The sequence below is a fragment of the Marinobacter mobilis genome (assembly GCF_900106945.1).
In the GTDB taxonomy this organism is placed as follows: Bacteria; Pseudomonadota; Gammaproteobacteria; order Pseudomonadales; family Oleiphilaceae; genus Marinobacter; species Marinobacter mobilis.
In genome coordinates, this window is the sequence record NZ_FNNE01000013.1 from 17164 (window position 1) to 41548 (window position 24385).

At 59.6% G+C, this 24385-nt stretch carries 25 protein-coding genes; 12 read left to right on the top strand and 13 right to left on the bottom strand.

Going from position 1 to position 24385, the window contains the following annotated elements:
- Nucleotides 1–5: 5 nt before the first annotated feature.
- The 5 genes from BLV11_RS17105 to pilG all read right to left on the bottom strand — a co-directional run bounded on the left by BLV11_RS17105 (nucleotide 6) and on the right by pilG (nucleotide 4445).
- Nucleotides 6–905, bottom strand: coding sequence for a CheR family methyltransferase (locus BLV11_RS17105; protein ID WP_091812557.1), 900 nt, complete (start codon nucleotides 903–905; stop codon nucleotides 6–8).
- Nucleotides 906–930: 25 nt separating this feature from the next.
- On the bottom strand, nucleotides 931–3006 hold the full coding sequence (locus tag BLV11_RS17110) for a methyl-accepting chemotaxis protein (protein WP_175528310.1): 2076 nt from the start codon (nucleotides 3004–3006) through the stop codon (nucleotides 931–933).
- 81 nt (nucleotides 3007–3087) lie between these two features.
- Nucleotides 3088–3633 (bottom strand): chemotaxis protein CheW, encoded by a 546-nt coding sequence (locus BLV11_RS17115; protein WP_091812559.1) that lies wholly within the window; start codon nucleotides 3631–3633, stop codon nucleotides 3088–3090.
- Between the two features lie 23 nt (nucleotides 3634–3656).
- Entirely contained in the window at nucleotides 3657–4019 is a 363-nt protein-coding gene (pilH, locus tag BLV11_RS17120; RefSeq protein ID WP_091812560.1) for a twitching motility response regulator PilH, read from the bottom strand.
- A gap of 33 nt (nucleotides 4020–4052) precedes the next feature.
- Nucleotides 4053–4445, bottom strand: a complete 393-nt coding sequence (gene pilG / locus BLV11_RS17125; protein ID WP_091812561.1) for a twitching motility response regulator PilG — start codon at nucleotides 4443–4445, stop codon at nucleotides 4053–4055.
- Nucleotides 4446–4821: 376 nt separating this feature from the next.
- Between pilG and gshB the strand changes: the two genes are divergently transcribed.
- The 8 genes from gshB (at nucleotide 4822) to BLV11_RS17165 (ending at nucleotide 11822) form a co-directional block, all read left to right on the top strand.
- A complete protein-coding gene (gene gshB / locus BLV11_RS17130; protein WP_091812562.1) occupies nucleotides 4822–5769 on the top strand; it encodes a glutathione synthase in 948 nt (315 codons plus the stop codon).
- Nucleotides 5770–5821: 52 nt separating this feature from the next.
- On the top strand, nucleotides 5822–6682 hold the full coding sequence (locus tag BLV11_RS17135) for an energy transducer TonB (protein WP_091812563.1): 861 nt from the start codon (nucleotides 5822–5824) through the stop codon (nucleotides 6680–6682).
- The gene (locus BLV11_RS17140; protein ID WP_175528377.1) at nucleotides 6679–7242 is read left to right on the top strand and encodes a YqgE/AlgH family protein; all 564 of its coding nucleotides are present in this window, start codon (nucleotides 6679–6681) and stop codon (nucleotides 7240–7242) included. Before BLV11_RS17135 ends, BLV11_RS17140 begins: the two co-directional genes overlap by 4 nt.
- Nucleotides 7235–7669 carry a Holliday junction resolvase RuvX gene (gene ruvX / locus BLV11_RS17145; protein WP_091817339.1) on the top strand — a complete coding sequence of 145 codons (435 nt, stop codon included), beginning with the start codon at nucleotides 7235–7237 and terminating at the stop codon, nucleotides 7667–7669. Before BLV11_RS17140 ends, ruvX begins: the two co-directional genes overlap by 8 nt.
- A gap of 49 nt (nucleotides 7670–7718) precedes the next feature.
- The gene (pyrR, locus tag BLV11_RS17150) at nucleotides 7719–8225 is read left to right on the top strand and encodes a bifunctional pyr operon transcriptional regulator/uracil phosphoribosyltransferase PyrR (RefSeq protein ID WP_091817343.1); all 507 of its coding nucleotides are present in this window, start codon (nucleotides 7719–7721) and stop codon (nucleotides 8223–8225) included.
- 49 nt (nucleotides 8226–8274) lie between these two features.
- Nucleotides 8275–9282 (top strand): aspartate carbamoyltransferase catalytic subunit, encoded by a 1008-nt coding sequence (locus BLV11_RS17155; RefSeq protein ID WP_091817346.1) that lies wholly within the window; start codon nucleotides 8275–8277, stop codon nucleotides 9280–9282.
- Nucleotides 9282–10577, top strand: a complete 1296-nt coding sequence (locus BLV11_RS17160; RefSeq protein WP_091817349.1) for a dihydroorotase — start codon at nucleotides 9282–9284, stop codon at nucleotides 10575–10577. Before BLV11_RS17155 ends, BLV11_RS17160 begins: the two co-directional genes overlap by 1 nt.
- Nucleotides 10578–10874: 297 nt before the next feature.
- Nucleotides 10875–11822 (top strand): putative solute-binding protein, encoded by a 948-nt coding sequence (locus BLV11_RS17165; RefSeq protein ID WP_245726065.1) that lies wholly within the window; start codon nucleotides 10875–10877, stop codon nucleotides 11820–11822.
- A 43-nt stretch (nucleotides 11823–11865) separates the two neighbouring features.
- On the opposite strand, the gene BLV11_RS17170 is transcribed toward BLV11_RS17165, so the two are convergent.
- The gene (locus tag BLV11_RS17170; RefSeq protein ID WP_091817352.1) at nucleotides 11866–12138 is read right to left on the bottom strand and encodes an HU family DNA-binding protein; all 273 of its coding nucleotides are present in this window, start codon (nucleotides 12136–12138) and stop codon (nucleotides 11866–11868) included.
- 254 nt (nucleotides 12139–12392) lie between these two features.
- Here BLV11_RS17170 and BLV11_RS17175 point away from each other — a divergent pair, with 254 nt between their 5' ends.
- Nucleotides 12393–13457 (top strand): hypothetical protein, encoded by a 1065-nt coding sequence (locus BLV11_RS17175; RefSeq protein WP_091817508.1) that lies wholly within the window; start codon nucleotides 12393–12395, stop codon nucleotides 13455–13457.
- Between the two features lie 24 nt (nucleotides 13458–13481).
- Nucleotides 13482–15581 carry a TRAP transporter large permease subunit gene (locus tag BLV11_RS17180; RefSeq protein ID WP_091817355.1) on the top strand — a complete coding sequence of 700 codons (2100 nt, stop codon included), beginning with the start codon at nucleotides 13482–13484 and terminating at the stop codon, nucleotides 15579–15581.
- Nucleotides 15582–15711: 130 nt separating this feature from the next.
- Here BLV11_RS17180 and BLV11_RS17185 read toward each other — a convergent pair whose 3' ends face one another.
- From BLV11_RS17185 to mutM, 6 genes are all read right to left on the bottom strand, one after another.
- On the bottom strand, nucleotides 15712–17247 hold the full coding sequence (locus tag BLV11_RS17185; protein ID WP_091817357.1) for a phosphoenolpyruvate carboxykinase: 1536 nt from the start codon (nucleotides 17245–17247) through the stop codon (nucleotides 15712–15714).
- 190 nt (nucleotides 17248–17437) lie between these two features.
- Complete coding sequence (gene hslO, locus BLV11_RS17190) at nucleotides 17438–18292, bottom strand: Hsp33 family molecular chaperone HslO (RefSeq protein ID WP_091817360.1); 855 nt, start codon at nucleotides 18290–18292, stop codon at nucleotides 17438–17440.
- 73 nt (nucleotides 18293–18365) lie between these two features.
- Nucleotides 18366–18773 carry a ribosome-associated heat shock protein Hsp15 gene (hslR, locus tag BLV11_RS17195; protein ID WP_091817364.1) on the bottom strand — a complete coding sequence of 136 codons (408 nt, stop codon included), beginning with the start codon at nucleotides 18771–18773 and terminating at the stop codon, nucleotides 18366–18368.
- Between the two features lie 46 nt (nucleotides 18774–18819).
- Nucleotides 18820–19503 carry a GMP/IMP nucleotidase gene (gene yrfG, locus BLV11_RS17200; protein WP_091817367.1) on the bottom strand — a complete coding sequence of 228 codons (684 nt, stop codon included), beginning with the start codon at nucleotides 19501–19503 and terminating at the stop codon, nucleotides 18820–18822.
- A 111-nt stretch (nucleotides 19504–19614) separates the two neighbouring features.
- Entirely contained in the window at nucleotides 19615–19947 is a 333-nt protein-coding gene (locus BLV11_RS17205) for a hypothetical protein (RefSeq protein WP_091817370.1), read from the bottom strand.
- 171 nt (nucleotides 19948–20118) lie between these two features.
- Nucleotides 20119–20931 (bottom strand): bifunctional DNA-formamidopyrimidine glycosylase/DNA-(apurinic or apyrimidinic site) lyase, encoded by an 813-nt coding sequence (mutM, locus tag BLV11_RS17210; protein WP_091817373.1) that lies wholly within the window; start codon nucleotides 20929–20931, stop codon nucleotides 20119–20121.
- A gap of 279 nt (nucleotides 20932–21210) precedes the next feature.
- Here mutM and BLV11_RS17215 point away from each other — a divergent pair, with 279 nt between their 5' ends.
- Complete coding sequence (locus tag BLV11_RS17215; RefSeq protein WP_091817376.1) at nucleotides 21211–22392, top strand: DesA family fatty acid desaturase; 1182 nt, start codon at nucleotides 21211–21213, stop codon at nucleotides 22390–22392.
- Between the two features lie 48 nt (nucleotides 22393–22440).
- Here BLV11_RS17215 and rsmD read toward each other — a convergent pair whose 3' ends face one another.
- Nucleotides 22441–23049 carry a 16S rRNA (guanine(966)-N(2))-methyltransferase RsmD gene (gene rsmD, locus BLV11_RS17220; protein WP_091817379.1) on the bottom strand — a complete coding sequence of 203 codons (609 nt, stop codon included), beginning with the start codon at nucleotides 23047–23049 and terminating at the stop codon, nucleotides 22441–22443.
- 202 nt (nucleotides 23050–23251) lie between these two features.
- Here rsmD and ftsY point away from each other — a divergent pair, with 202 nt between their 5' ends.
- Nucleotides 23252–24385 (top strand): signal recognition particle-docking protein FtsY, encoded by a 1134-nt coding sequence (ftsY, locus tag BLV11_RS17225; protein WP_091817382.1) that lies wholly within the window; start codon nucleotides 23252–23254, stop codon nucleotides 24383–24385.

The window sequence follows — 24385 nt, forward strand, 5'->3', positions numbered from 1 at the left end:
TCCGGTTATTCTTCGTCAGACTGGCGTCGAATCCACGCCAGTACCTTCTCCGAGGGAACTCGTTGCAGGCCGGGAGGTTGCCAGTCGGTCAACTCTCCCTGGCCAAGGACGAGAAGTCCCCCGGGCGCCAGTCGCTCTGCAAGTCGCTTGACAATTTCTCGCCGCCGCCAGCGGCGGAAATAAATCAGCAGGTTCTGGCAGAAGATAATGTTCATTCCGTGCATCGGTGCCTGCTTCAGGTCCAGGACATTGAGCCTGGTGAAACACACCCGTTCACGAATGCTTTTAATTATTTCGACGGAGTTCCGTTCCGCTGGCCGGAAATACCGGGCCTTTAACCGTTCATCCATAGCCTCAAGCTTGCGGGCATTGAACAGGCCTCGCTGTCCCTTGTCGATCGCCGGCTTACTGATGTCTGAGCCGGTGATTCCGAACAGTGGCGGCAGCGCCAGCTGGCTCATGCTTTCGTTAAGCAGCATGGCCAGGGTGTAGGGCTCCTCGCCGGTGGAACAGCCAACACTCCAGACTTCCAGGGGGCGTTTTCGCAAGGCCTCCCTGGGCCGGGTCAGGATGTAGTCCGAAACCAGTTTGCAGGCATCCGGGTCGCGAAAAAACCGGGTTTCCTGCACCGTGAGCCGATCCACGAGGGTCGACCACTCAACAATGGCTTCCGGGCTGGACACCACTTTCTCGTAGTAGGCCTGATAGCTGCTGCACCCAATTTCCCGCATCCGTATGCCCAGGTTGGTTTCCAGGAACGACTTGCGTTCCGCCACCAGGGTAATGCCTGTCCGGTGTTCAAGCAGTGTCTGCCACTGGTTGAACTGCGCCTCATCCATCGCCGGGAGCCGACGAACGGACCAGATGCCGTTGGCGGATGACAGGTTGTCGGGTGCTTCAGCCATGAACGGTCATGTGCCTCACCGGTGGTTAGCTGACCACCGGTACGTCCTCCATGTCTTCTTCTTCGCTGAATGCGGCTTCTTCTTCCGGCAGGGTGAAGCCGGCAACCGAAGACCGCAGCTCGGATGCCATCTCTGCCAGGTTACCGATGGACTTCGCAGTCGCATTGGTACCGGAGGAAGTTTGCGAAGTGATTTCCTGGATGACGTTCATCGTGTTGGAAATGTGGGCGGCAGACGACGATTGCTGACGCGCCGCGTTGGAAATGTTCTGGATCAGTTCCGCGAGGTTCATCGATACGTTTTCGATTTCCTCCAGAGCAATACCCGCATCCTGTGCCAGTCGGGCACCGCGGACCACCTCGGCGGTGGTGTGCTCCATGGAGATAACGGCCTCGTTGGTATCGGACTGGATCGTCTTAACCAGTGCTTCAATCTGCTTGGTCGCTGCAGAGGAACGTTCCGCCAGTCGCTGAACTTCGTCCGCAACCACCGCGAAGCCCCGGCCCGCGTCACCGGCCATGGAGGCCTGGATCGCTGCGTTCAGGGACAGGATGTTGGTCTGGTCGGCGATGTCGTTGATCAACGATACGATGTCACCGATTTCCTGGGAAGACTCACCCAGTCGCTTGATCCGCTTGGAGGTTTCCTGGATCTGCTCACGGATGTTATCCATGCCGCGGATGGTGTTCTGTACCACTTCCGCGCCTTTCTTGGCGATCGCAACCGAGCGCTCCGCAACCGCAGAGGATTCGGCGGCGTTGGAGGAGACCTGGTCGATGGACACCGCCATCTCGTTCACCGCCGCGGAGGCTCCGGCGATTTCCTGGGCCTGATGCTCAGACGCGTCGGCGAGGTGCATCGCCGTCGCCTGGGTTTCCTGGGCCGCTGAGGATACCCGTACTGCAGTGCCCCGGATTGCCTGTACCAGTCCACGCATCTGGTCGATCGCGTAGTTGATGGAGTCGGCGATAGCACCGGTGAAGTCCTCGGTTACCGTTGCCTCGGTGGTCAGGTCACCGTCCGCGAGGTCGGCGAGTTCGTCCAGCAGTCGCAGGATCGCGTTCTGGTTCTGTTCGTTCTGTTCCTGGGTGGTGCTCAGGCGTTCCTGGGCTTCACGGTAGATGGTGACACCGATCAGTACCACGATACCGACCATGGCGGCCAGAATGGCGAAGGCCAGGGTTGGGCTGATCAAGCGAGAGCTGGACTGGTCACGCAGGGCATCAGCCAGCAGGGAAATATCGTCCAACAGGGCCTGTGAGTTCTGGAAAATGTCGCTGGCGGCAGTACGCACCTTGAAGAGGTCGGGAGAAGCATCAAGGATGGCGTCTACGTTCTGGGATACAAACTCGAACAGCTCGTCTACGGCTTCAAGGCCGTAGATCGCATCTTCATCGTTAACCCGTGAGATGCCCATGGCCGGGTTGCCTTCAACCTGACCCTGCAGAACCCGTCCAAACAGGCTGGCATCACGACCGAAACGGTCAGCGGCGATAACCGCATCTTCGTCACCGGACAATACGTTGTTGACTGAGCGGACAATCCGTTCGGCCAGCAGTGACTGGCGCTGGGCCAGGGAGATCTGCTCGGCCGGGGCGTTGTTGTCGAGCAGGATCTGGACGATGTCGTCGTATTCCACCTGCAGCTGCGGGATGGTTTCGTTCAGGGTCTGTGCGACCTGGTGCAGACCCAGTACCGCCTCCTGGGTGGAGAGGATGCTGTCGGCGTTGGATCGTACCGCGTCCCACTTCAGCTGAACGCCACTCTCCGCTGCCATCTCGCTTTCAGGCAGGCCGGTATCGGCATTACCGTTGACCATATAGCCCCAGAGCTGGGCGAACTCGTCACGGGAGCGCCGCAACTGATCGAAGGCTTCCTCGGTACCGCCAGCCGCCTCGGTGGCGTTCTTGGCGATCTCCTGGGAAAGTACCCTCAGCTCGGAGGCATAAGTGATGTATTCCTGATCGTGTTGGCTGTCCCTGTTGATAATGAACAGGACCACAACGAGCAGGACGGTCAATGCGATCAGCGCTGTGATCAGGCCAGCAACAGTTTTGTTGCCTCCCTGTCCCATGCCGATACTTCCGGCTCTATTCTTCATTTTCTGGCTCCCGGCCTTTCGTTTGGCAAGTTTGGGTTCTGGGTTTTGCAAGCTTGAAGGGTGATGTTCCTGCCATCGCCATCACCACTGGGCAACGTCAAGAAAGCGTTCGTCTTCCACCAGCGAGACGGTCGAGAACACGTTCCAGATTTCTTCGTTTCGTTCATAGCCGCCATGGACAAAGGGCTGAACGACGGGGGGGACGTCGTCGTCCCGATCGCGGAAGCTGTCGCTGGAGAAATACTGCATACCCAGCACGCCGTCGACGACCAGGCCGCTGAAAACGTCGTCCTGTTCGATCACCAGCACCCGACGTTCCCGCATGCTGCGGGAACTGCGGGGCAGGTCAAAGAAATGGGCCAGATCAACCAGTGGCAGCAGACGGCCACGGACATTGGCTGCACCCAGCATGAAGGAACGAACCCCCGGAATATGGGTATAACGGGGGACGTGGAGAAGTTCGACAACCTCACCCATTGGGGCGACATAGCGCTTTCCGGCCAGAACGAAACCGATGCCATTCCATAACTCGATGGCTTCCTGTTGCTCTGGCAGGCCCGCCGCCATGGAGCGGCTGCGCTGGGCGATATCCGTCAGAACGGCAAAGGGGGCGGCCTGGGCGGACATGCTTACTCCGTTTTTTTGGGGAATCAGGCGATGAGACTGTTGATCGTCTTGATCAAGTCGTCTTCATTTACCGGCTTGACGAGGTAGCCCTTGGCGCCCTGGCGAGTTCCCCAGACACGGTCGGTTTCCTGGTCCTTGGTGGTGACGATGACGACCGGAATGGACGCGGTTTCCGGTGCGCGGGTCAGCTGGCGGGTTGCCTGGAAACCGTTGAGGCCGGGCATGACTACATCCATCAACACCAGGTCCGGAGTTTCAGAACGGGCTTTGGCGACGCCATCCGCGCCGTTATCTGCGGTCATCACTTCGTGGCTATGTTTCTCAAGGATGCTTGAGATTTTCTTAACCTCGGTGGGGGAGTCGTCAACGATCAGAATGCGGGCCATGTTTTCCTCAAAGTGTTTCTTGCGTCAGTCGGCTTATTGTTCCGCTTGCGGGACATACTGACGAATGGTGTTAAGCAGTTCGTCTTTGCTGAACGGCTTGGTCAGGTACTGGTCTGAACCAACAATCCGGCCTTTCGCCTTGTCAAACAAACCGTCCTTGCTGGACAGCATGATCACAGGGGTTTTCTTGAAGGCGGAATTGTTCTTGATCAGGGCGCAGGTCTGATAGCCATCGAGCCGGGGCATCATGATATCAACGAAAATGATGTTGGGCTGGGAATCGGCGATCTTGGCGAGAGCGTCAAAGCCGTCAGTCGCAGTGATAACCTCACAGCCGACCTTTTTGAGAAGGGTTTCGGCGGTGCGACGGATGGTCTTGCTGTCGTCAATTACCATGATCTTCAGATTTTCGAAGTTGTCATCCATTGTCCAACTGCCTTGCGCTCTAGAAAGTCATTATTTTGGGACCGGGTTTTAACACACTATTTAAGGGTGTTCTATAAACCACGCTTATTTATAGAGTATCGATGGCCGGAGAAAAAGCATAAGTTTGTGACTAAATGTACTCCTGCGCCCGGGTTCACGCCATAGCCAAACGTATTGACCGGGTGCATTCAATTCACGGGTACACTACCATCTAGGAAACGCCTGAATCCTGGCCAGGAAATACTCCGCCTGAGCCGACAGCCGGAGATCCGTTGCGGCAGTATCAGGGTCACCTGATTTCTCAGCATAGCAGCAATCCCGGTTTACGCTCTGCTGACCGGTTCCTGTTTTGGAACATTTGTATGTAAGAGGTTATATGACCGTTCGACTCGGAATCGTGATGGATCCCATTGAGGCGATCCAGTACAAGAAAGACAGTTCACTGGCGATGCTTTGGGCTGCCCAGCAGCGGGGCTGGCAGCTGGAATACATGGAGCAGAAGGATCTGTATATGGCGGGTGGCCAGGCCCGGGCCCATACCCGCGATCTCACGGTGCACCATGATCCGGAGAGCTGGTTCAGCTTCGGTGCCAGCCAGGATCGTGCGCTGGGCGACCTGGATGTCATCCTGATGCGCAAGGATCCTCCGGTGGACCGGGAGTTTCTGATGGCCACCTACATCCTCGGGGCCGCCGAGCAGCAGGGCGCGCTGGTGGTGAACCCGCCGGCGGCGCTGCGGGACTGTAATGAGAAGCTGTTTGCCACCCAGTTCGAGGACTGCACACCGCCACTGATCGTGACCCGTTCGGCTCAGCGCCTGCGGGATTTCCACGCCGAGCACGGTGATGTGATCATGAAACCGGTCGATGGAATGGGGGGGCGATCCATTTTCCGGGTTCGGGAGCAGGACGCCAACCTGGGGGTTATCATCGAAACCCTGACCAATCATGGTGAGCACCAGGCCATGGCGCAGAAATTCATTCCTGAGATCAGCGATGGTGACAAGCGCATCCTGCTGATTGATGGTGAGCCGGTGCCCTACGCGTTGGCGCGTATTCCCTCCCACGGTGAGAACCGGGGCAATCTTGCCGCGGGTGGTCGTGGCGAGGGCCGCGAACTGACCGCTCGTGACCGTGAGATCTGTGCCCGGGTGGCGCCGGTGATCAGGGAGAAAGGCCTGATTTTCGTTGGTCTGGATGTGATTGGCGACTACCTCACAGAGATCAATGTCACCAGCCCCACCTGTATCCGTGAACTGGATGCGGCCTTTGGTATCGACATTGCCGGCCAGTTGATGGATGCCATCGAGCGGCGGCTGGGCTGAGCGGGGTCGGAAACACAATGGGTTCAAACGGATTTCAGGACAGTTGGCAGGCATGACAGCCCAGGTCAGCGACTTTGATCGCTTTTCATTTATGCTGTTTCTGGCGTTGGCGGTGCATGCCGCACTGGTGCTGGGAATCACTTTTGCACCGGAAACGCCCCGGACATCGGCGCAAACCATGGAAATCACACTGGCGCAGTTTGATGACCAGGAAGCGCCGGATGACGCCGACTTTCTCGCGCAGACCAGTCAGCAGGGCAGTGGCACCGAGGCCGAGGCTCGTGAGCTGACCAGTCCGCAACCGACGCCGGTGAATGAGGTGGGTGATCAGCCGGTGCAGCCGGAGCCGCCATCGCGGGTGGCCCCGGCTCAGCGTAGCGAGCGTCAGCTGGTCCGTACGGAAGGCCGCAGCCGACCGGCGGCCGATCCGGACATGGCGGAGACGTTTGACGAACCGTTGCCGGTGCAGGAACGCCGGAGCCTGATGGAGCGAAGTCTGGAAATCGCCAGCCTGGAGGCGCGCTTTTCTGCCCAGCAGCAGGCCTATGCCCGCCGGCCACGGGTGTTGCGGGTGACCGCCGCATCCACGCTGAGTTCCGATAATGCCTGGTATGTTCAGAACTGGGTCGACAAGATCAATCGGGTCGGCAATATGAACTATCCTCAGGAAGCGCGTCAGAACAGCATCTATGGCCAGTTACGGATGTTGGTCTTGTTGCGCAAGGATGGCACCATAAAGAGAGTGGAGATTCTGGAGTCGTCGGGTTATTCGGTGCTGGATGATGCCGCCATCCAAATTGTACGCATGGCCGCACCGTTCCAGGCATTTACCGAAAGGATGCAGGAGCAGACCGATGAAATCGAGATTATCCGTACCTGGTCCTTCCAGCCCAAAGGTCTGACATCCGGATGACTGCCAACCGCTCTGCCGACAACCTGCGCGATCATTTCCTGATCGCTTCCCCGTACCTGGCCGATCCGCGGTTCCACGGGTCCGTGATCTATCTGTGCGAGCACTCCTCGGAAGGTGCGTTGGGGCTGGTGCTGAACCGGCCGTTGGATATCGGGCTTGGGGAGATCCTTGAGCAGCTGGGGATGGATGGCAAGGAACTGGACCTGCCGGTATTTCTCGGTGGTCCGGGGCAGCCGGAACGAGACTTTGTGCTGCACGGTCCCGGTAGCCACTGGCAGAGTACCTCGGTAATCAGCGAGGGGGTCGCCCTGACCACCTCCCGCGATATTCTGGAAGACATTGGCCGTGGCCAGGGCCCGCAGGACTTTCGGGTGGCTCTGGGCTATTCCGGCTGGGGTGAGGGGCAGCTGGAAGAAGAGCTGGCCAGCAACTCCTGGCTGACCTGTCCGGCCAAAACCGACCTGCTGTTTGCCACCTCCTGGCAAGACCTCTATCAGACCGTGTTGACTGACATGGGAATCGATCTGAATCAACTGAGTGAGTCCATTGGCCATGCCTGAATCGGTTGCCCGCCAGGTCCTGGCGTTTGATTTCGGCACCCGCCGCATTGGGGTGGCGTTTGGCCAGCAATTGCTGGGAACGGCCCGCCCGCTGACCATGTTGCCGGCCCGTGACGGTAAGCCGGACTGGGACCGGATCGCCGCCCTGCTCGAAGAGTGGCGACCGGATCTGTTGGTGGTCGGCCTGCCGCTGAATATGGATGGCAGTGAGAACGACATGTGTGCCCGCGCCCGCAAGTTCGGCAAACGCCTGCACGGGCGTTTTCACCTGCCGGTAGAGATGGCCGATGAGCGGCTGACCAGTTTCGAGGCCAAGGGCGAAGTGATGGCGGCCCATGGCCATCAGGACTTCGGTCGCCATGGGGTGGATGATCTGGCTGCGGTATTGATCCTCGAAACCTGGTTCAACCAGCAGTCAAGCCCCTGACACCCCGGCCAGCAGGCCGGGTTAACGATAGCGTAGAAGTGAGGATGGAATGACGGCATTGCTCAACATGGACCAATTACTGGACCAGCTCGAGTCCGGCCTGCGCGAGCAGATGACTCGCCGGGGTATTGAGTCGCCGACGCTGATCGGTATCCGTACCGGCGGCGTCTGGATTGCCGATGCTCTTAAAAAGCGGCTGGGGCTGACGGAGCCTTTCGGTGAACTCGATATTTCGTTTTACCGTGATGATTTCAGCCGCATTGGTCTCAATCCCCGGGTTAAGCCGTCCCATCTGCCCTTTGAAACCGAAGGCCGGGATATCGTGCTGGTGGATGACGTGATCATGAGCGGTCGCACCATTCGTGCGGCGATGAATGAAATCTTCGATTATGGCCGACCAGCGAGTATTATCCTCGCCACGCTGATTGACCTGGGCAACCGGGAACTCCCCATCCAGCCGGATGTCGTGGCGCAGGTGCTGACCCTGAAGGAAACCCAGCGCGTCAAGCTGCGCGGTCCCGACCCGTTGCACATTGAAATGCGGGAAACCGAATGACACCCGCTCCGGCAAATCGGTGCAAGACAGAACTGACACAGGCACTCTGATGACGGCAAACGACCCCTCCTCGCAATCCCTGCAGCTGACCGGAAACGGCCAGCTCAAGCATTTTCTGACACTCGACGGCCTTGACCGGGCCCTGCTGACCGAAATTCTCGATACGGCCGATTCCTTCATCGAAGTCGGGGAACGCACGATCAAGAAGGTACCGCTGCTGCGGGGTAAGACCGTGGTCAACCTGTTCTTCGAGTCCAGTACCCGTACCCGCAGCACCTTCGAGTTGGCGGCCAAGCGGTTGTCGGCGGATGTGCTGAATCTCGACATCAGCACGTCGGCGACCTCCAAGGGCGAATCCCTGTCCGATACCCTGCTGAACCTGGAGGCCATGGCCAGCGACATGTTTGTCGTGCGCCATTCCCAGAGTGGGGCGCCTCATTTCATCGCCGAGTCGGTGACGCCCGGGGTGGCGATCATCAACGCCGGTGACGGACGTCATGCCCATCCGACCCAGGCCATGCTCGACATGCTCACCATTCGCCAGCACAAGGGGGCGTTTGAAGGGCTTAAGGTGGCGATCGTCGGCGATATTCTTCATTCCCGTGTTGCCCGTTCACAGATCCGTGCCCTCAATGCCCTGGGGGCAGAAGAGGTGCGGGTGATTGCTCCGGGCACGCTGTTGCCGGCCGATGTCGAAAGTCTGGGCTGCAAGGTCGAATACGACATGGTGCGCGGCATGCAGGATCTTGATGTGGTGATCATGCTGCGGCTGCAGAAAGAGCGCATGGAAGGGGCGCTGCTGCCCAGTGAGCGAGAGTTCTACCGCCTCTACGGGCTGAGCCAGGACAAGCTGGCGCTGGCGAGGCCTGGGTGCCTGGTGATGCATCCCGGGCCGATCAACCGTGGCGTCGAGATAGAGTCGGCGGTGGCAGACGGCCCCCAATCGGTCATTCTCAATCAGGTCACCAATGGTATTGCAGTGCGCATGGCAGTGATGTCGATGGCCATGAGCGGACAGGTTTCGGAGCGGACTCAGGTAGCAGGAGAGCAGGGCTAATGTCGGATCAGCAAACGACAGTTCGGATTATTCATGGGCGCTTGCTGGATGGTGAACACGATGGCTCGGCGGTCACGACCCTGTTACTGCAGGGTGGGCATATTGCTGCGGTGGGTGCCGATGCAGAGATTGGCGATGTTGATCGGGTGATCGATGCCAGCGGGTGTCTGGTCGCGCCGGGCTTTATCGATCTCAACTGCAACCTGCGTGAGCCCGGTAATGGCCAGAAGGGCAACATTGCTTCGGAATCCCTGGCTGCTGCGCGTGGCGGATACACCACGGTGTGTGCGTCTCCGGATACCTCTCCGGTTAACGACTCCAGTGCGGTGACCAACCTGATTCGTGACGTGGCGGGCAGACAGTCGCCAATCCGGATTCTGCCTCTGGGCGCTGTGACCCGGGGGCTTGAGGGTGAGCTGCTCAGTGATATGGCCGGCCTGACCCGGGCCGGTTGTGTTGCGCTCAGCAATGGCGGGGCCCAGCTTCGTAACGCCCGGATCCTGAGGCGCTGCATGGCCTACGCCCGTACGTTTGATCTGACCCTGATGCTGGCGCCGGTCAATCAGGCGCTGGCGGCTGATGGCTATGCTCATGACGGTCTGGTGACCTCCCGGCTGGGGCTGCTGGGCATCCCGGAGGTGGCGGAAACCACCGCAGTCATGGAGCTGTTGCTGCTGGCGGAGGAAACCGGCGTCCGCCTGCATCTCAACCAGCTGTCCTGTGCCCGCTCAGTGGAAATGGTGGCGGATGCCCAGCGCCGCGGCGTGGCGGTCAGTGCCGATGTGGCCATGCACCAGCTGTTGTTTACCGAGGATGCTCTGGCCGGCTTTGACAGCCGCTTCCATGTCCGTCCCCCGCTGCGCACTGAGGCGGATCGCCAGGGGCTGCTGGCTGGTGTCAGAGACGGTGTTATCGGGGCGATTGTCAGTCAGCATCAGCCTCACGATTCAGCAGCCAAGCAGGCGCCGCTGGGTGCTACCGAGCCAGGGCTGTCCACGATTGAAAGTGTGTTGTCGATGGGGTTGGAGCTGGTGGCGGATGGCGAGCTCACGCTGTCCCAACTGGTTGTGGCGCTGACCTCCGGACCTGCGGCGGTGTTGGGAGAAACGGCCTCCCTGGCCGTTGGCCAGCGGGCGGACCTGTGTGTTTTTGATGCTGACGCGAGCTGGCAGGCAGGGGATGATTCCCTGTTGTCTGCCGGCAAACATGCCCCCATCCGCCATTGCCCGCTCAAGGGTGTGGTGCGTCACACCTTGTGTGCCGGTGTCGAGGCCTGGGGGCCAGGCGGCGACTGACCCGGCAAGGGAGAATGAGGCAGGGGTGGCGAAGCCCCTGTCGAATTCATCACAGTTCCTTCTCTTTTGCTCAAACGCCCTTGATACCAGGCACCTGTGCCAACGTATTCTAGACACTGCCAATCTAGGCTGGATCTGAAGGATATGCTGGGCGCGCTGGTATCGGCGACCGACGAGTTAGATGGCTACCCAGCAGCCAACAAAAATAATCAGGAGTCATTCCCCGTGAAATCTCGAAACCCCCTACGCAGGGTGGTGGCAGCGTCCGCGCTGTTGGCCAGCCTTGCATTGCCTGCTATGGCCCAATCAACCCAGGAACCCCTGGAACGCAGTTTCTGTGTGTTTGACCCGGTCGGTGCCAACGGACCACTGTTTGCAATCACCAAGACCTTTCAGCCTGTTGCCCTCCGTGAAGGGGTGATGCTCAACCTGCGGGCCTACACCGATGAAAAGGTGGCGGCCGAGGACTTCAAGGCTGGCCAGTGTGACGCGGTGTTGCTCACCGGCACCCGGGCGCGGGAATTCAACCGTTTTACCGGCAGTCTGGAAGCCATGGGCGCGGTGCCGGGTGAGGCGGAAATGCGCCTGCTCTACAACACACTGGCGCAGCCTAATGCCCGTCCGTTCCTGATTGAAGGCGATTATGAAGTGGCCGGTGTCTTCCCGGGGGGCGCGGTGTATCTCCACACCCGCGACCGGTCCATTGATACCGTAGAAGAGTTGCAGGGCAAGAAAATTGCCACTCTGGATTTTGACGAAGCTTCACTGCGCATGGTACGCCACGTTGGCGCATCGGTGGTGGGTTCCAACTCCGCCAACTTCGCTGGTAAGTTCAACAACGGCAGTGTCGACCTGGCCTATGCCCCTGCCGTCGCCTATACCCCGCTGGAGCTGTACAAGGGCGTGGGCTCTGGTGGTGGCGTATTCCGTTATGCGCTGGCGTACATGAATTTCCAGGTCATCATTCATCGTGATCGATTCCCTGACAATGCCGGACAGGTCGTCCGCAACGAGTCGATCAAGCGTCTCGATGAAGCCTATCAGATCATTGCTCAGGCGGAGTCGGAAATCCCTGAAGACATCTGGATGATGCCGCCAGAGGACGATGTTGCGGAATACGACCGGATGTTGCAGGAAGTGCGTCTGTCACTGCTGGCTGACGGAGTCTACGACGAGCGTGCGATTCGCCTGATGAAGGCAATTCGTTGCCGGGTGGACGGTACCCGCGCCGAGTGTTCGTCCTGATCGTCTCAGGTTGAAAGGGGCCCGCGTGCGGGCCCCTGTTCGATTACTTGATGGAGTCCTTGAGGGACTTGCCGGCCTTGAAGCCGACGGTTTTACTGGCCGGAATCTCGATGGTCGCGCCGGTCTGGGGATTACGCCCGGTGCGAGCGCCGCGGGTGCGTACATTGAAGGTACCAAAGCCGATCAGGGTGACATCATCCCCGCGTGCGGTGGCGGCGGATACCTGGTCGGTAAAGGCAGTAATCACTTCACTGGCCTTTTCTTTGCTCAGGCCGGTCTGTTCTGCGATCGCCGCGGCGAGTTCTGGTTTGCGCATCGAGTGCTCCTTGTTGTTTTTCAGTGCTTGGGGCGGCTACAGGCCGCTCCGTCAGACACAGATTTAGTGCTTTCCCCGGTAAAGTCAATTGCCAGTGGGGACGAGATCAGGGTCAGCGCCCGGTTTGAGGCGTTGATCTCACAACATAGGCCTGTTTCAGGGGATAATCACCACCAATTTACAATACGTAACATTTGGTGGTGGGCTCGCCGGTGATGGGCGTTGACAACAAAAATGAAAGGGTGGCAGGTGATATGACGGGTATCCAGGGATTCGTCCAGCGTTCGGGTCAGGTGTTGAGTCGGTGTCGAGGGCTGGCGGCAGGGGTTGCAGCCAGCCTGGCACTGAGCGGCTGTGGCGTCGCCAACCATATGATTTACAAAACCACCGGGGACGTCATGGAGGGGTTTGCCAGGAAGCATACCGTTCCGTATGTGCTCGAAAGCAGTGATCTGGCGATGAGCTGTGCAATGAGCGAGGCAACCTCGCCTTTGTTGATGTCCTTTGGTCGGGTGACGACCAATCCGGATCAGCTGGCGGTCATGCTGTACCTGACGGCCGGGGGCTGCATGGATGAGCAGGCGCGGGAGTTTGAGCTTGATAGCCTGATGGCGATGCGTGCTCTGGAGGCGGAAGTCGCCGAAGATGCCATGATCCAGAAGAAGCGGGCCTATGCGCTGGCAGCCCAGCGTTATTTTCAGGCCTGGAAGCACCATAACACCTTTTACGGGAATCCGGATGAAAGTGAATGCCCGGACTTCGACACTGACATGGACGAGTTTATCTATATGGCGGGGCTGCTGTCCGGCCTCCAGGCATTGAATGCCGAGATTCAGTCCACGTCCGCCATCGGTGTGCCGAAGAACGTCGGCTCCATCGTGTCCCGGGCCACCAGCTGCCTGAATAACGACAAGTGGTGGGGGGCGCCGATGGCGCTGCGGGCAACCGTCTGGGCGATGATTCCCGGAGCGTTGCCTCAGGGCGAGAATGCCTTTGAGCGTCTCGCGGCTGCGGACCTTCAGGGCGAAGAGGCGGGTGTGCGTCTGAGCCATGTGTTCCACGCATTGGCGGCGATGAACAAGGGTGATGACGAGATGCTGCGAGGCGTGATTCGTCAGCACGCCGATTCCATCAAGGCCACGCCCTCGAATGAAGAGTGGAGAATGGTGGACGCTATGGCGACCCAGCTCATCGTGGCGATTTCCGACCGTATGTGGGTTGAGAACACCGGCCACCGTACGCCTTTGGGCAAGCTCGGCAGCTTCTGGGATGAAGAGCCGGAAGCCGCCGAAGTCATGAGCCTGGACGACCTGCTGTAAGCCATGGACCCACGAGCGCCAGATATGTCCGTTGATACCCTGAACACCGAAGGCTCGTCTGCCCGCGCGGGCGGACGTAGCCTGAGGGAATGGTCCTCTTCTCTGCCAGCCTGCCTGCTGTTACTGGCGGTTGTGCTGTTCTCCACCTCCAGTGATATTCATAACCAGATGCTGCGGGGCGGCGAGCAGTTGTGGAGCGGTTACTACAAGCTGCGCTCCGACCCGGTGGAGCCCACCTGTAATCCCAATCGTGATATTGACGCAGCCGTGGCGGCGGAGATGGCCAAGGGCAGTGACCTGGGGGCGATGGCGGATCTGCTGGGTGCGATGGAGAAGGATCCGGCCGATGTCCGCCGTTCCATTGAGCGTTCGGTCGCGGAATGTCAGGCCAGTCATGCCAGTTATCTGGAGGTCAGGGACAAACTCACGCCCGGGGTCCGTGCTTATCGGGCGGTGGAGCTGTTCATCGCCGATCTGATTGCCTTCGGGCTGGAATCCCAGCGTTATATTCTGGTCATTCTGGTCATGTTGTGTGCGGTGACAGCGACGCTGACCCGCCATCACATTGCGATGCGGGCCATGGAGACAGTACTGGATCACAAGGTGTCGCTGACCCTGCAGACCGTCGCCAATGCCATGTTGCTGGGCTCGAGCCTGATCTTTCGCGCCAACACGCTCGGCGCTGACGCAGCCGTGTCTTCGGAAGAGCTGCTGCTGCACAATCTGTGGATCGTCGGGTTTGGCGCGCTGACCATAGCCAGCCTGTACCGGCTGATTCGCGTGCCCGAAGGGCTGGCACCGGGTGGAAGCCTCAACAAGGCCCTGCTGGCGGTGCCGCTGTATACCGTGATGTGTCTGATCTCAGGCACCTATTTCTCGATGATCGGTCACGCTGCGGGCATTGGGATTTACCTGGGCAAGATGATGGAACTGGCCGACATGTTCCTCAATGTTGGACTTTATGTCTGGGTCGGCATGATGCTCAAGCAGACCCGTCTGGCGACTCTGGTCTTCAACGTGTTCCGGCCCTGGCGGATGCCGCCGGAGCTGCTGGCCGTGGTCGCCGTTCTGGTGGCGGTAGTACCAACGGCCTATACCGGTGCGTCCGGAATCTTTGTCATCGCCGCAGGTGCCGTAATATACAATGAGCTGCGGGCTGCGGGTGCCCGGCGTCAGTTGGCGCTGGCGGCTACCGCCATGTCCGGTTCCCTGGGTGTGGTGATCCGGCCCTGCCTGCTGGTGGTGGTGATTGCCTACCTGAACCGCGAGGTCACCACCGACGAGCTGTTCGGCTGGGGGATTTGGGTGTTCGCGTTAACTGCGGCCATGTTTACCGCGGTGGCGCTGACGGTGAATCGGCAAAGCCAGTTCAACCTGGCCCCGGTGAATGATGCCCTGCCGGCGATGCTGGCGGCGCTGCGTCCGCTGATTCCTTATGTACTGGTGATTGCCGGCGTGGTGATGTTCTACCGCTGGGGCCTGGATGTGCGTATGGATGAGTTTTCTGCGCCGCGGCTGTTGCCGGTGATCCTGTTTGCCATCCTGTTGTACGAGCATATCAGCCTGAAAGGGCGCACGGAGCGTGATCGCGATGGCCTGGAGATCAACCACCAGGGGCTGGAGCGCAGCGTACGTGGAGCGACCAACGACACCACGGCTGAAATTGGTGCTCTGTTACTGTTGTTGGGGCTGTCGGTCAGTATTGGTGGAGTGATCGAGCGATCTCATATCATGGAGAGTTTTCCGCAGTCGTTTGACAGCGCCTGGTCTGCGATGCTTCTGATGGTGGTGATCCTGGTGATCCTGGGAATGATCATGGATGCTTTCGGGGCGGTGATTCTGGTGTCCGCGACGGTGGCAACCATTGCCTATTCCAGTGGCATCCACCCGATTCATTTCTGGATGGTTACCCTGGTGGCGTTTGAACTGGGTTATCTGAGTCCGCCGGTGGCACTGAACCACCTGCTGACCCGCCAGGTGGTGGGGGAAGCAGAGGTGGTGGCGGCCCAGCAGGAGAGTGGGACCTTCTATCAGCGCCATGAGCGTATCATCATGCCGCTGATTGCCATGGGTGTCTCGCTGGTGCTGGTGGCCTTTGTGCCCTTGCTGTTCTACGCGAACTAAGCCGGTCCAGGCGGTGATAAAAAGGCGCGGTTTCCGCGCCTTTTTTGTGTCTTGATCCTGCCTTCGCTGGCGGTTTCGGAGCCACAAAAAAAGGCAGCCCTGGGGCTGCCTTTTTGACGTCTGGTCCCTATCAGGACAGGCTTGGGCCTGCCGTGATGATGGAGCCGGAAACGTCGAACTTGTCGAAGTTGTCGACGAACTGGGCAATCAGTTCACGTGCCTTGGCATCGTACTCTTCGGTGCTCTGCCAGGTGTTACGCGGGTTGAGCAGCTTGCTGTCGACGCCCGGAACGGTCAGCGGGACCTCGAGGTTCAGCAGTGGCAAGTGCTCGGTTTCAGCATCGTCCAGGTCGCCATTCTGAATACCGCTGATAATGGCCCGGGTGGTCGGAATGCTGAAACGCTCACCAACACCGTGGGGACCACCGGTCCACCCAGTGTTGACCAGGAAGACCTTGCTACCGAACTCTTCCATTCGCTTCATCAGCAGCTCGGCGTAAACGCCAGCCGGACGCGGGAAGAACGGAGCGCCGAAGCAGGTAGAGAAGGTGGATTTCAGCTTGGATGAAGAGCCCATCTCGGTGGAGCCTACCAGCGCAGTGTAGCCGCTGAGGAAGTGATAGGCAGCCGCTTCCTTGCTGAGGATCGATACCGGAGGCAGGACGCCGGTCATGTCGCAAGTCAGGAACACGATGTGTGACGGCTCACCGGCACGGTTTTCCAGAACACGCTTCTCAACGTGCTCCAGAGGGTAGGCGCAGCGTGAGTTTTCGGTCAGCGACACGTCGGTGTAATCCGGCTCGCGGCTTTCCTCGTCGATCATGACGTTTTCAACAATGGCGCCGAAACGGATGGCATCCCAGATGATCGGTTCGTTCTTCTGGCTCAGGTCGATGCACTTGGCGTAGCAGCCACCTTCGATGTTGAACACGGTGCCCGGACCCCAGCCGTGCTCGTCGTCACCGATCAGGAAACGATCGGGATCAGCGGACAGGGTGGTTTTGCCGGTGCCGGACAGACCGAAGAACAGACAGGTTTCGCCGTTCTCGCCAACGTTGGCGGAGCAGTGCATCGGCAGCACGTCTTTCTCTGGCAGCAGGAAGTTCTGCACGGAGAACATGGCCTTCTTCATTTCGCCGGCGTAGTGCATGCCTGCCAGCAGAACCTTGCGCTTGGCAAAGTTGATAATCACGCAGCCGTCGCTGTTGGTGCCATCACGCTCGGGCACACACTCGAAGTTGGCGGCGTTGAGGATCTGCCACTCCTGCTTGTCGGAGCTGTTGTAGTTCTCCGGACGGATAAACAGGTTGCGACCAAACAGGTTCTGCCAGGCAGTTTCTGTGGTCATGCGAACCGGCAGGTAGTGCTCGGGATCGGAGCCGACATGAACGTGAGACAGGAACTGTTCCTTCTCGGCGATGTAGGCTTCAACCCGATCCCAGAGGGCGTCGAACTTGTCAGCGTCGAACGGACGGTTGATGGGGCCCCAGTGGATCGCATCCGCGGTGCTGGGCTCCTCAACAATGAAGCGGTCCATGGGAGAACGGCCAGTACGCTTGCCGGTCTTGACCACCAGCGAACCATTGGCAGCCAGTTGGCCTTCGCCTCTTTCCAGTGCCAGCTCGACCAGTCGTGCTGAACTCAGATCAGTATAAGTGTTGCTCACTTCGACCTCGCCCTCAGGGTGTCTACATTGATTGTCCGGAATGCCAGTCCGGACCTGCAGGAGGCCGGAGTGATTGGCGGAAATCTGAACAATCGGGTCAATTCAGGCGCGCTATTATGCCAGAGATGCCTGAAAAAAACGACAGGCCGGAAAGCCCTGCCAACAGCGGGTTTCCGGCCAACCGGCGGTCTCAGTGAAGAGAGTGGCCGGTGAACAGGTGATCAATGTCGTTACGGTTGAACTGGTAGTGGGCGTGGCAGAACTGGCAGTCCATCTCGATCGCACCCTGCTCCTCGATGATGCTGTAGCATTCGTCCTTGCCGATGGACTTGAGTGCCCCGAGCGTGCGCTCGCGGGAGCAGCTGCAATTGAAGGCGACCGGGTCGGGCTCGAATATCCGCACTTCCTCTTCGTGGAACAGGCGGTTCAGGATCACTTCGCTGTCGAGCCCCAGCAACTCTTCCTCGGTCACCGTGGCGGCCAGGTGATTGATCCGTTCCCACAATTCGTTGTCGGTGTCGCTGCTGCCTGGCAGGCGCTGCAGCAACAGGCCGGCACTGCGGCGTTCGTCAGCGAACAGAATCAGGGTGGTGGCAATCTGTTCGGAGCGATCAAAGTACTCCTCAAGACAGCCCGCCAGGGAATCGGCTTCCCGTGGGACCACGCCTTGATAACGCTGGCCCTGTTCCGGAGTGATGGTGATGGCCATGCGGCCATCGCCGAGCAGTTCGTTGAGGCCGTTGGCAGCGGCGGCGGGGGCGTCGAACCTGGCAAGCCCACGAATGTTGCGGTCGTGGCTGCACTCAGCCATCAGTGTGCGCAACGGGCCTTCGCCCTGGGCCTGCAGCGACAGCCTGCCTTCAAACTTCAGGGTGCTGCTCATCAGTACGCTGGCCACCAGGGTCTGTCCCAGCAGTTGGCGAACCGAGGCAGGATAGGGGGCCTGGTTGCCGATTTCATTGTAGCTGTCGACAAGTTGTACCCAGGCTCCGCGGATCTGGCTGTGTTCAAAAATAAAGCGTTGGAACTGGTCCTGGGACGCCATGTGTTGCTGTCTCCTAAATGCGTGCTGATAAGGCAATTCTGTGGTGCTGGCAGTCCGGCCCGCCCGGATCGGGTTACAGGCCGTTCTGTTCGCGGAAGCGCTGGATGTTCCGGCGGTCCTTTTTGGAGGGTCGTCGCGCCGGTGGTAATTGCGCAGCCTGCATGGTCTTGCGCTGCCAGGCGGTGTCTTCGGCCTTTTTGATGCTCTCTTCGGTTTCGTGGTAGAGCATCTGTGCTTCCGGGGCCCCCCGGCGCCGGTCACTGAGCTGGTCCACAATCACAATGCGTTCCTGCCAGCCCAGGCGCAACGTCAGCCGGGCGCCGGGTTCAACCAGCCGTCCGGGTTTGCAGCGTTGATTGTTGTAATGAACCTTGCCACCTTCGATGGCCTCTTTGGCGAGGGAGCGGGTCTTGTAGAAACGGGCGGCCCATAGCCACTTGTCCAGTCTTACCCGCAGCTCTTCCGGGGTTGATGCGGTCATGTCTCCCACCTGATGTGCGTGCGTCTTCATTATAACCGTATCGATTTCAGGATGGCAGGCGGGGGCTTTGCTGCAGGTGGGGCAGCACTTCGTCAAAGTGGTGGATTGCGGGCATGCCGGCACTGTCTTCCCGAGCCGGTTGCTGGCTGTCCGGCGCCAGCACGGCCAGACACTGGCCAATACCCGCATCGCGGGCGCTCTGAAGCACCGGCAGGCTGTCGTCCACCATCAGGGTGGTGTCCGGGCGGAAGCGTTCCAGGTGTTGCAGATCCTGCCAGAACTGGGGATCTTCCTTGGGCTTGCCCAGAGTGTGACTGGAAATGATCCGGTCAACACGCTGATCCAGACCGGTTCGCTGCAGCTTGAGTGCCAGCGGATCCGGGTGACAGTTGGTGACAATCACCGCGCGTCGCCCGGACGCCTTCACTGCGCTGAGGAACTCGGGTACGTAAGGGCGGTAACTGATGCGGTCGCTGACTTCGGCCTTGAGGCGGGTGATATCAAGGTTAAGCCGCTCGCTCCAGTAATCGGTGCAGTACCAGTTCAGGGTGCCCTGTTCGGCCTGGATCATGGGAAGCAGCCTGGCGCGGGCCTGCTCTGGGGTCAGCGCGTGGTGTTCAGCGTAACGCAGGGGCAGGTGTTCGAGCCAGAAATGGGAGTCGAAATGAAGGTCCAGCAGGGTACCGTCCATATCGAGGAACAGTGTATCGAGTTGCGACCAGTTAACCATAAACAAAAACAGCCTGAAGACATGATGTCTTCAGGCTGCCGCAGAACTGCCTGTGACGCAACTCCGGTTTGTACGGATGCGGAGCGGTGCTGGTGTGTTCCGGTACCGGCTTCAGTTGCTCTCGTTGGCCGGGCCGCCCTGACGGCGCCCGGAAGAATCACAGCCCAGACAGCGTAAAAAGGTCGACTTTGCGGGGCCAAGCACCAGTACTTCACCGGCCTCGCCGGCGTTACCGCCGAGCAGCGAGAAGGGCAGGGAAACGATGTAGACTGCCGTCCCCACAACGGTGGTGGCCAGCAGCAGCGGGCGGGCAATGACAGCGTCGGCGGTCATTTCCAGGGCTGACGGCGCATCGTTGATGGTATTGGCATGACCAGCGGACGCAAAGGCGAGCATGCAGACGGCCACGGTGGTGGTCAGGATACGGGAAAGGGTTGCGGGCATTATGTGTCTCCTGGAATTGACTTTGCCCGCCATTGACGAGGGCGGGCACAACATGATGTGCCGGGTTTTGCTCTAGGGAATGACCCGGCACTGGTCCTGTTTGAACGTAGTCTTAACTATGAATCATATTTGCGTATTTTCAAACGGATTTTCACAACCCCTGTCACAGAGTCAGCGCTGGCAGCGGGGGCAGTAGACGGTGGTTCGCTGGTTCATCCGGATTTCCTTGAGGGGGGTGCCGCAGCTTTCGCAGGGCTGGCCGCCGCGGCCATAAACCAGCAGGGACTGGGCGAAGTAACCCGGTTTGCCGTCGCTGTTGACGAAGTCCTTGAGGGTAGTGCCGCCTTGAAGAATGGCTGCGGCGAGGGTTTCCTTGACGTGTTCGGCGAGCCGCTGGTAGCGGTCACGGCTAATACGGCCGGCGGGCCGGCGAGGGTGGATGCCGGCCTTGAACAGGGATTCGTTGGCGTAGATGTTGCCGACCCCGACAACCACGTGATTGTCCATAAGGAAGGATTTGACCGGGGTTTTGCGGTGACGGGACAGGTGAAACAGGTAATTGCCGTCAAACTCCGAGGCCAGTGGTTCCGGGCCGAGCGAGGTCAGCAACGGATGGCTTTCGGGAGTTTCTGTCCACAGCCAGCAGCCAAAGCGGCGGGGATCGTTGTAGCGGAGCCGGACGCCGGAGCTGAGTTCCACCTCGACATGGTCGTGGGTCTGCGCCGGGGTATCGTCGGTAATCACCCGCAGACTGCCGGACATGCCGAGGTGTACAATGGCAGTGCCGGTGGGGAAGGACAGCAGCAGATACTTGGCGCGGCGTTCGACCGCCAGGATGGGCTGTTGCTGCATCCCTGCTGCCAGTTCAGCCGGTACCGGCCAGCGCAGGTTGGGGTTGCGGACCTCCACTCGGGTCACAGTCTGCCCCTGGCAATGGGGAGCAATGCCCTGGCGGGTGGTTTCGACTTCCGGTAACTCGGGCACGGCAGCTCCTGAGGATGGATGGTGGCCTGATTGTGGAGTTTGGCAACAGAATGTCAACGGTGGCGGCAGAAGGGAATTGGCCGGAACCATAAGGGTTTGCCGCTGCCATAGCGTGATGTGAGGCATTCCCGGGCGCCGACATCTTACTAATAGGTGTAAATGGTAACAATTTTGACCCCGGAATCTGCTTGTTTGGCGTACACCTGTAAGCTAAAGTGGGGGCACGAAATCAGGGGGCCGGAATCCGGTTCCCGATTGGGTTCACTGAGGTAATTTGGTATGTGGTACAACGGTCTTCTCGACCTGTCGGCGATGCAGCTCATTCTGGTCACCCTGGGTCTTACACACATCACGATCGTGAGTGTAACGCTCTATCTGCACCGTCATTCGGCGCATAATTCCCTGGATCTGCATCCGTTGCTGGCGCACTTCTTCCGTTTTTGGCTGTGGCTGACGACTGCCCAGAACACCAAGGAATGGACCGCCATTCACCGCAAGCATCACGCCAAATGCGAAACGGAAGAAGATCCTCATAGCCCGGTGATCAAGGGTATCCGCAAAGTTGTGCTGGAAGGCGCGGAGCTCTACGCCGAGGCCGCAACTCCGGAGACGCTTGAACGTTACGGTCAGCGTACCCCGGAAGACTGGATTGAGCGCAAGCTCTACACCCCTCACAAGACCTGGGGGATCACCTTGCTGGCGGTCATTAACCTGGCCCTGTTCGGGGTGAATGGGATCTGGATCTGGGCTGTACAGATGATGTGGATTCCGGTCTGGGCTGCTGGCGTGGTCAACGGTATCGGCCACTACATCGGCTATCGCAACTTCGAGTGTGCCGACAACGCCCGTAATATCTCGCCCATCGGCATCCTGATTGGCGGCGAGGAGCTGCACAACAATCACCACACCTACCCGAATTCGTCCAAGCTGTCCCGTCGCTGGTACGAGGTGGATATCGGCTGGGGTTATATCCGTCTGTTCCAGCTGTTCGGCCTGGCCAAGCCCAAGGGTTATCGTCCCATCGCCCACTTCGTTCCGGGCAAGCAGAGCGTGGATGTGGAAACCATCCAGGCAATTGCCAACAACCGCTTTGACATCATGCGCCAGTACCGCAAACAGGTAATGGAGCCGGTGCTGCGTCAGCAGAAGGCGGCACTGGAAGAAGGCTTTAAGACCCGTTATCGCAAGCTCAAGCAGCTGCTGTCACGGGAGATCTCCCTGATCAAGCCGAAGGAGCAGGCTCATCTGGATACGGTGCTGGAAAACAATGCGGTGCTGAAGCAGATTTATGACAAGAGCCAGGAACTGCAGGAGCTGTGGCGTCGTCGCGGCCTCAAGCCCCAGGACAAGATCCAGGCGCTGATGGAATGGTGCCGTGAGGCGGAAGCCAGCGGCATCCGCTATCTGGAGGAGTTTGCGGCTCATCTCAAGGCCTACTCCCTGCGCCCGGCAGCGATTTGATCTGCGGACGCGCTCAATAAAAAAAACCGCCGTACACCGGCGGTTTTTTTATGCCCCGAGGTCGTCAACCCGGTAAAGATTGTAGGTCACCTGGCCGGCGGTTTTCTGCCGGTGCAGTTGCCAGCTGTCGGGCACCGGTGGGGGTGTTAGCTCACTTTCGTGTTCGACATAGATCCAGCCACCGGGCGCGACCCAGGCATTTTCTGCGATCAGCGGGAACAGTCGTTGCAACCAGCCCTGCCGGAAGGGCGGGTCCATAAACAGGATGTCATACGGTTGCGCCGGCGAGTCGCAGAGAAACGACTCCACCGCTGTGCAGACAACGTTGGCGTGGTCGCAGCGCAGCAGGCGCAGGTTTTCCCGCAGGGCCTGGGCAAGGACCGGGGTGTGGTCGACGAAAGTCGCTTCTCCGGCACCGCGGGACAGCGCTTCCAGCCCCAATACCCCGCTGCCGGCAAACAGGTCCAGGCAGCGCCGTCCGGCCAGGTGGAAAGACAGCCAGTTGAACAGGGTTTCACGGGTACGGGCAGGGGTGGGGCGGACGCCGCCGGCATCGGGAAAACGCAGCTTGCGGCTGCGCCAGTCACCGCCAATGATGCGCAGTTCGCCGCTTGCCGGGGAGGCTGGGCGGGAGGCAGGTTGACGTTTTCGGCCCATGATTTGGTTCTCCGGACGGCAGGATTCGAGACTCCGGTGCGCGGGCACCGGCGCTGCCATGGTAACGAAAACTGGCCCGTGCCTGTAGCGGAAACGGACGTTAGCGGCGGATTAGACGTCATGGGTTTGGACGCTGCCGCTGGCTGCCGCTAGAATGAGCGCTTCTTATTTTCCCCGCCAATTCCAGACTGATGGTAAGACTATGACGGCAGAGTGGATTTCCATAGGCCTCCTGGCCCTTCTTGTGTTGTTGTTTGTGGGCGATATTGCCGCCAACCGCCGGCGCATCCCCCGTCCAGAGCCCGTGCCGCAGAAACAGCCGCAGCCGCGCCCGGAAGCAGCGGCCGGAGCGGAGCCCGAGCCACAGCCGGTGGCGGAAGCGGCTGTGGCCGAGGTGCCAGCGGTTGAGGAACCAGCGCTCAGTGTCTTTGAGCGAATCCGCAGTGGTCTCGGAAAAACCCGGGCCAATCTGACCGCGGGACTGGCCGACCTGTTCTCCGTCAGCAAGAAGATCGACGAAGATCTGCTGGAAGAGATTGAAACCATGCTGCTGATGGCGGATGTCGGGGTGACCGCGACCTCCGAGATCATCGAGTCGCTGACGGACAAACTTGAACGTAACCAGCTCAAGGATGGGGCGGCGCTGCAGGCGGCCCTGCGGGAGGAGCTGGATGGCATTCTGACCCCGGTGGCGCGGCCCCTCAAAATTGATGCTGACAAAAAGCCCTATGTCATCCTGATGGTTGGGGTGAATGGGGTGGGCAAGACCACCACGATCGGTAAGCTTGCCAAGCACTTTCAGCGTGACGGTCATTCAGTGATGCTGGCCGCGGGCGATACCTTCCGCGCCGCCGCTGTAGAACAGCTGCAGGTCTGGGGCGATCGTAACCAGGTGCCGGTGGTTGCCCAGCATACCGGTGCGGACAGCGCCTCGGTCATCTACGATGCCGTACAGTCGGCCCAGGCCAAGGGTGTTGATGTGGTAATCGCTGATACCGCAGGTCGTCTGCAGAACAAGGACAACCTGATGAGTGAGCTGGAGAAGGTGGTCCGGGTGATGAAGAAGCTGGACGAGTCCGCACCTCACGAAGTCATGCTGGTGCTGGATGCCGGCACCGGTCAGAACGCGCTCAGCCAGGCCACCGTGTTTCAGCAGGCGGTCGGCGTCAGCGGGGTGACACTGACCAAGCTCGATGGTACCGCCAAGGGGGGCATCGTGTTTGCCATCGCCCGTCAGCTGCAGTTGCCAATCCGTTATATCGGTGTGGGTGAGCAGGTAGATGATCTGCGCAGCTTCGATGCGGAAACCTTTGTCGAGGCACTGTTTGCCGACTAA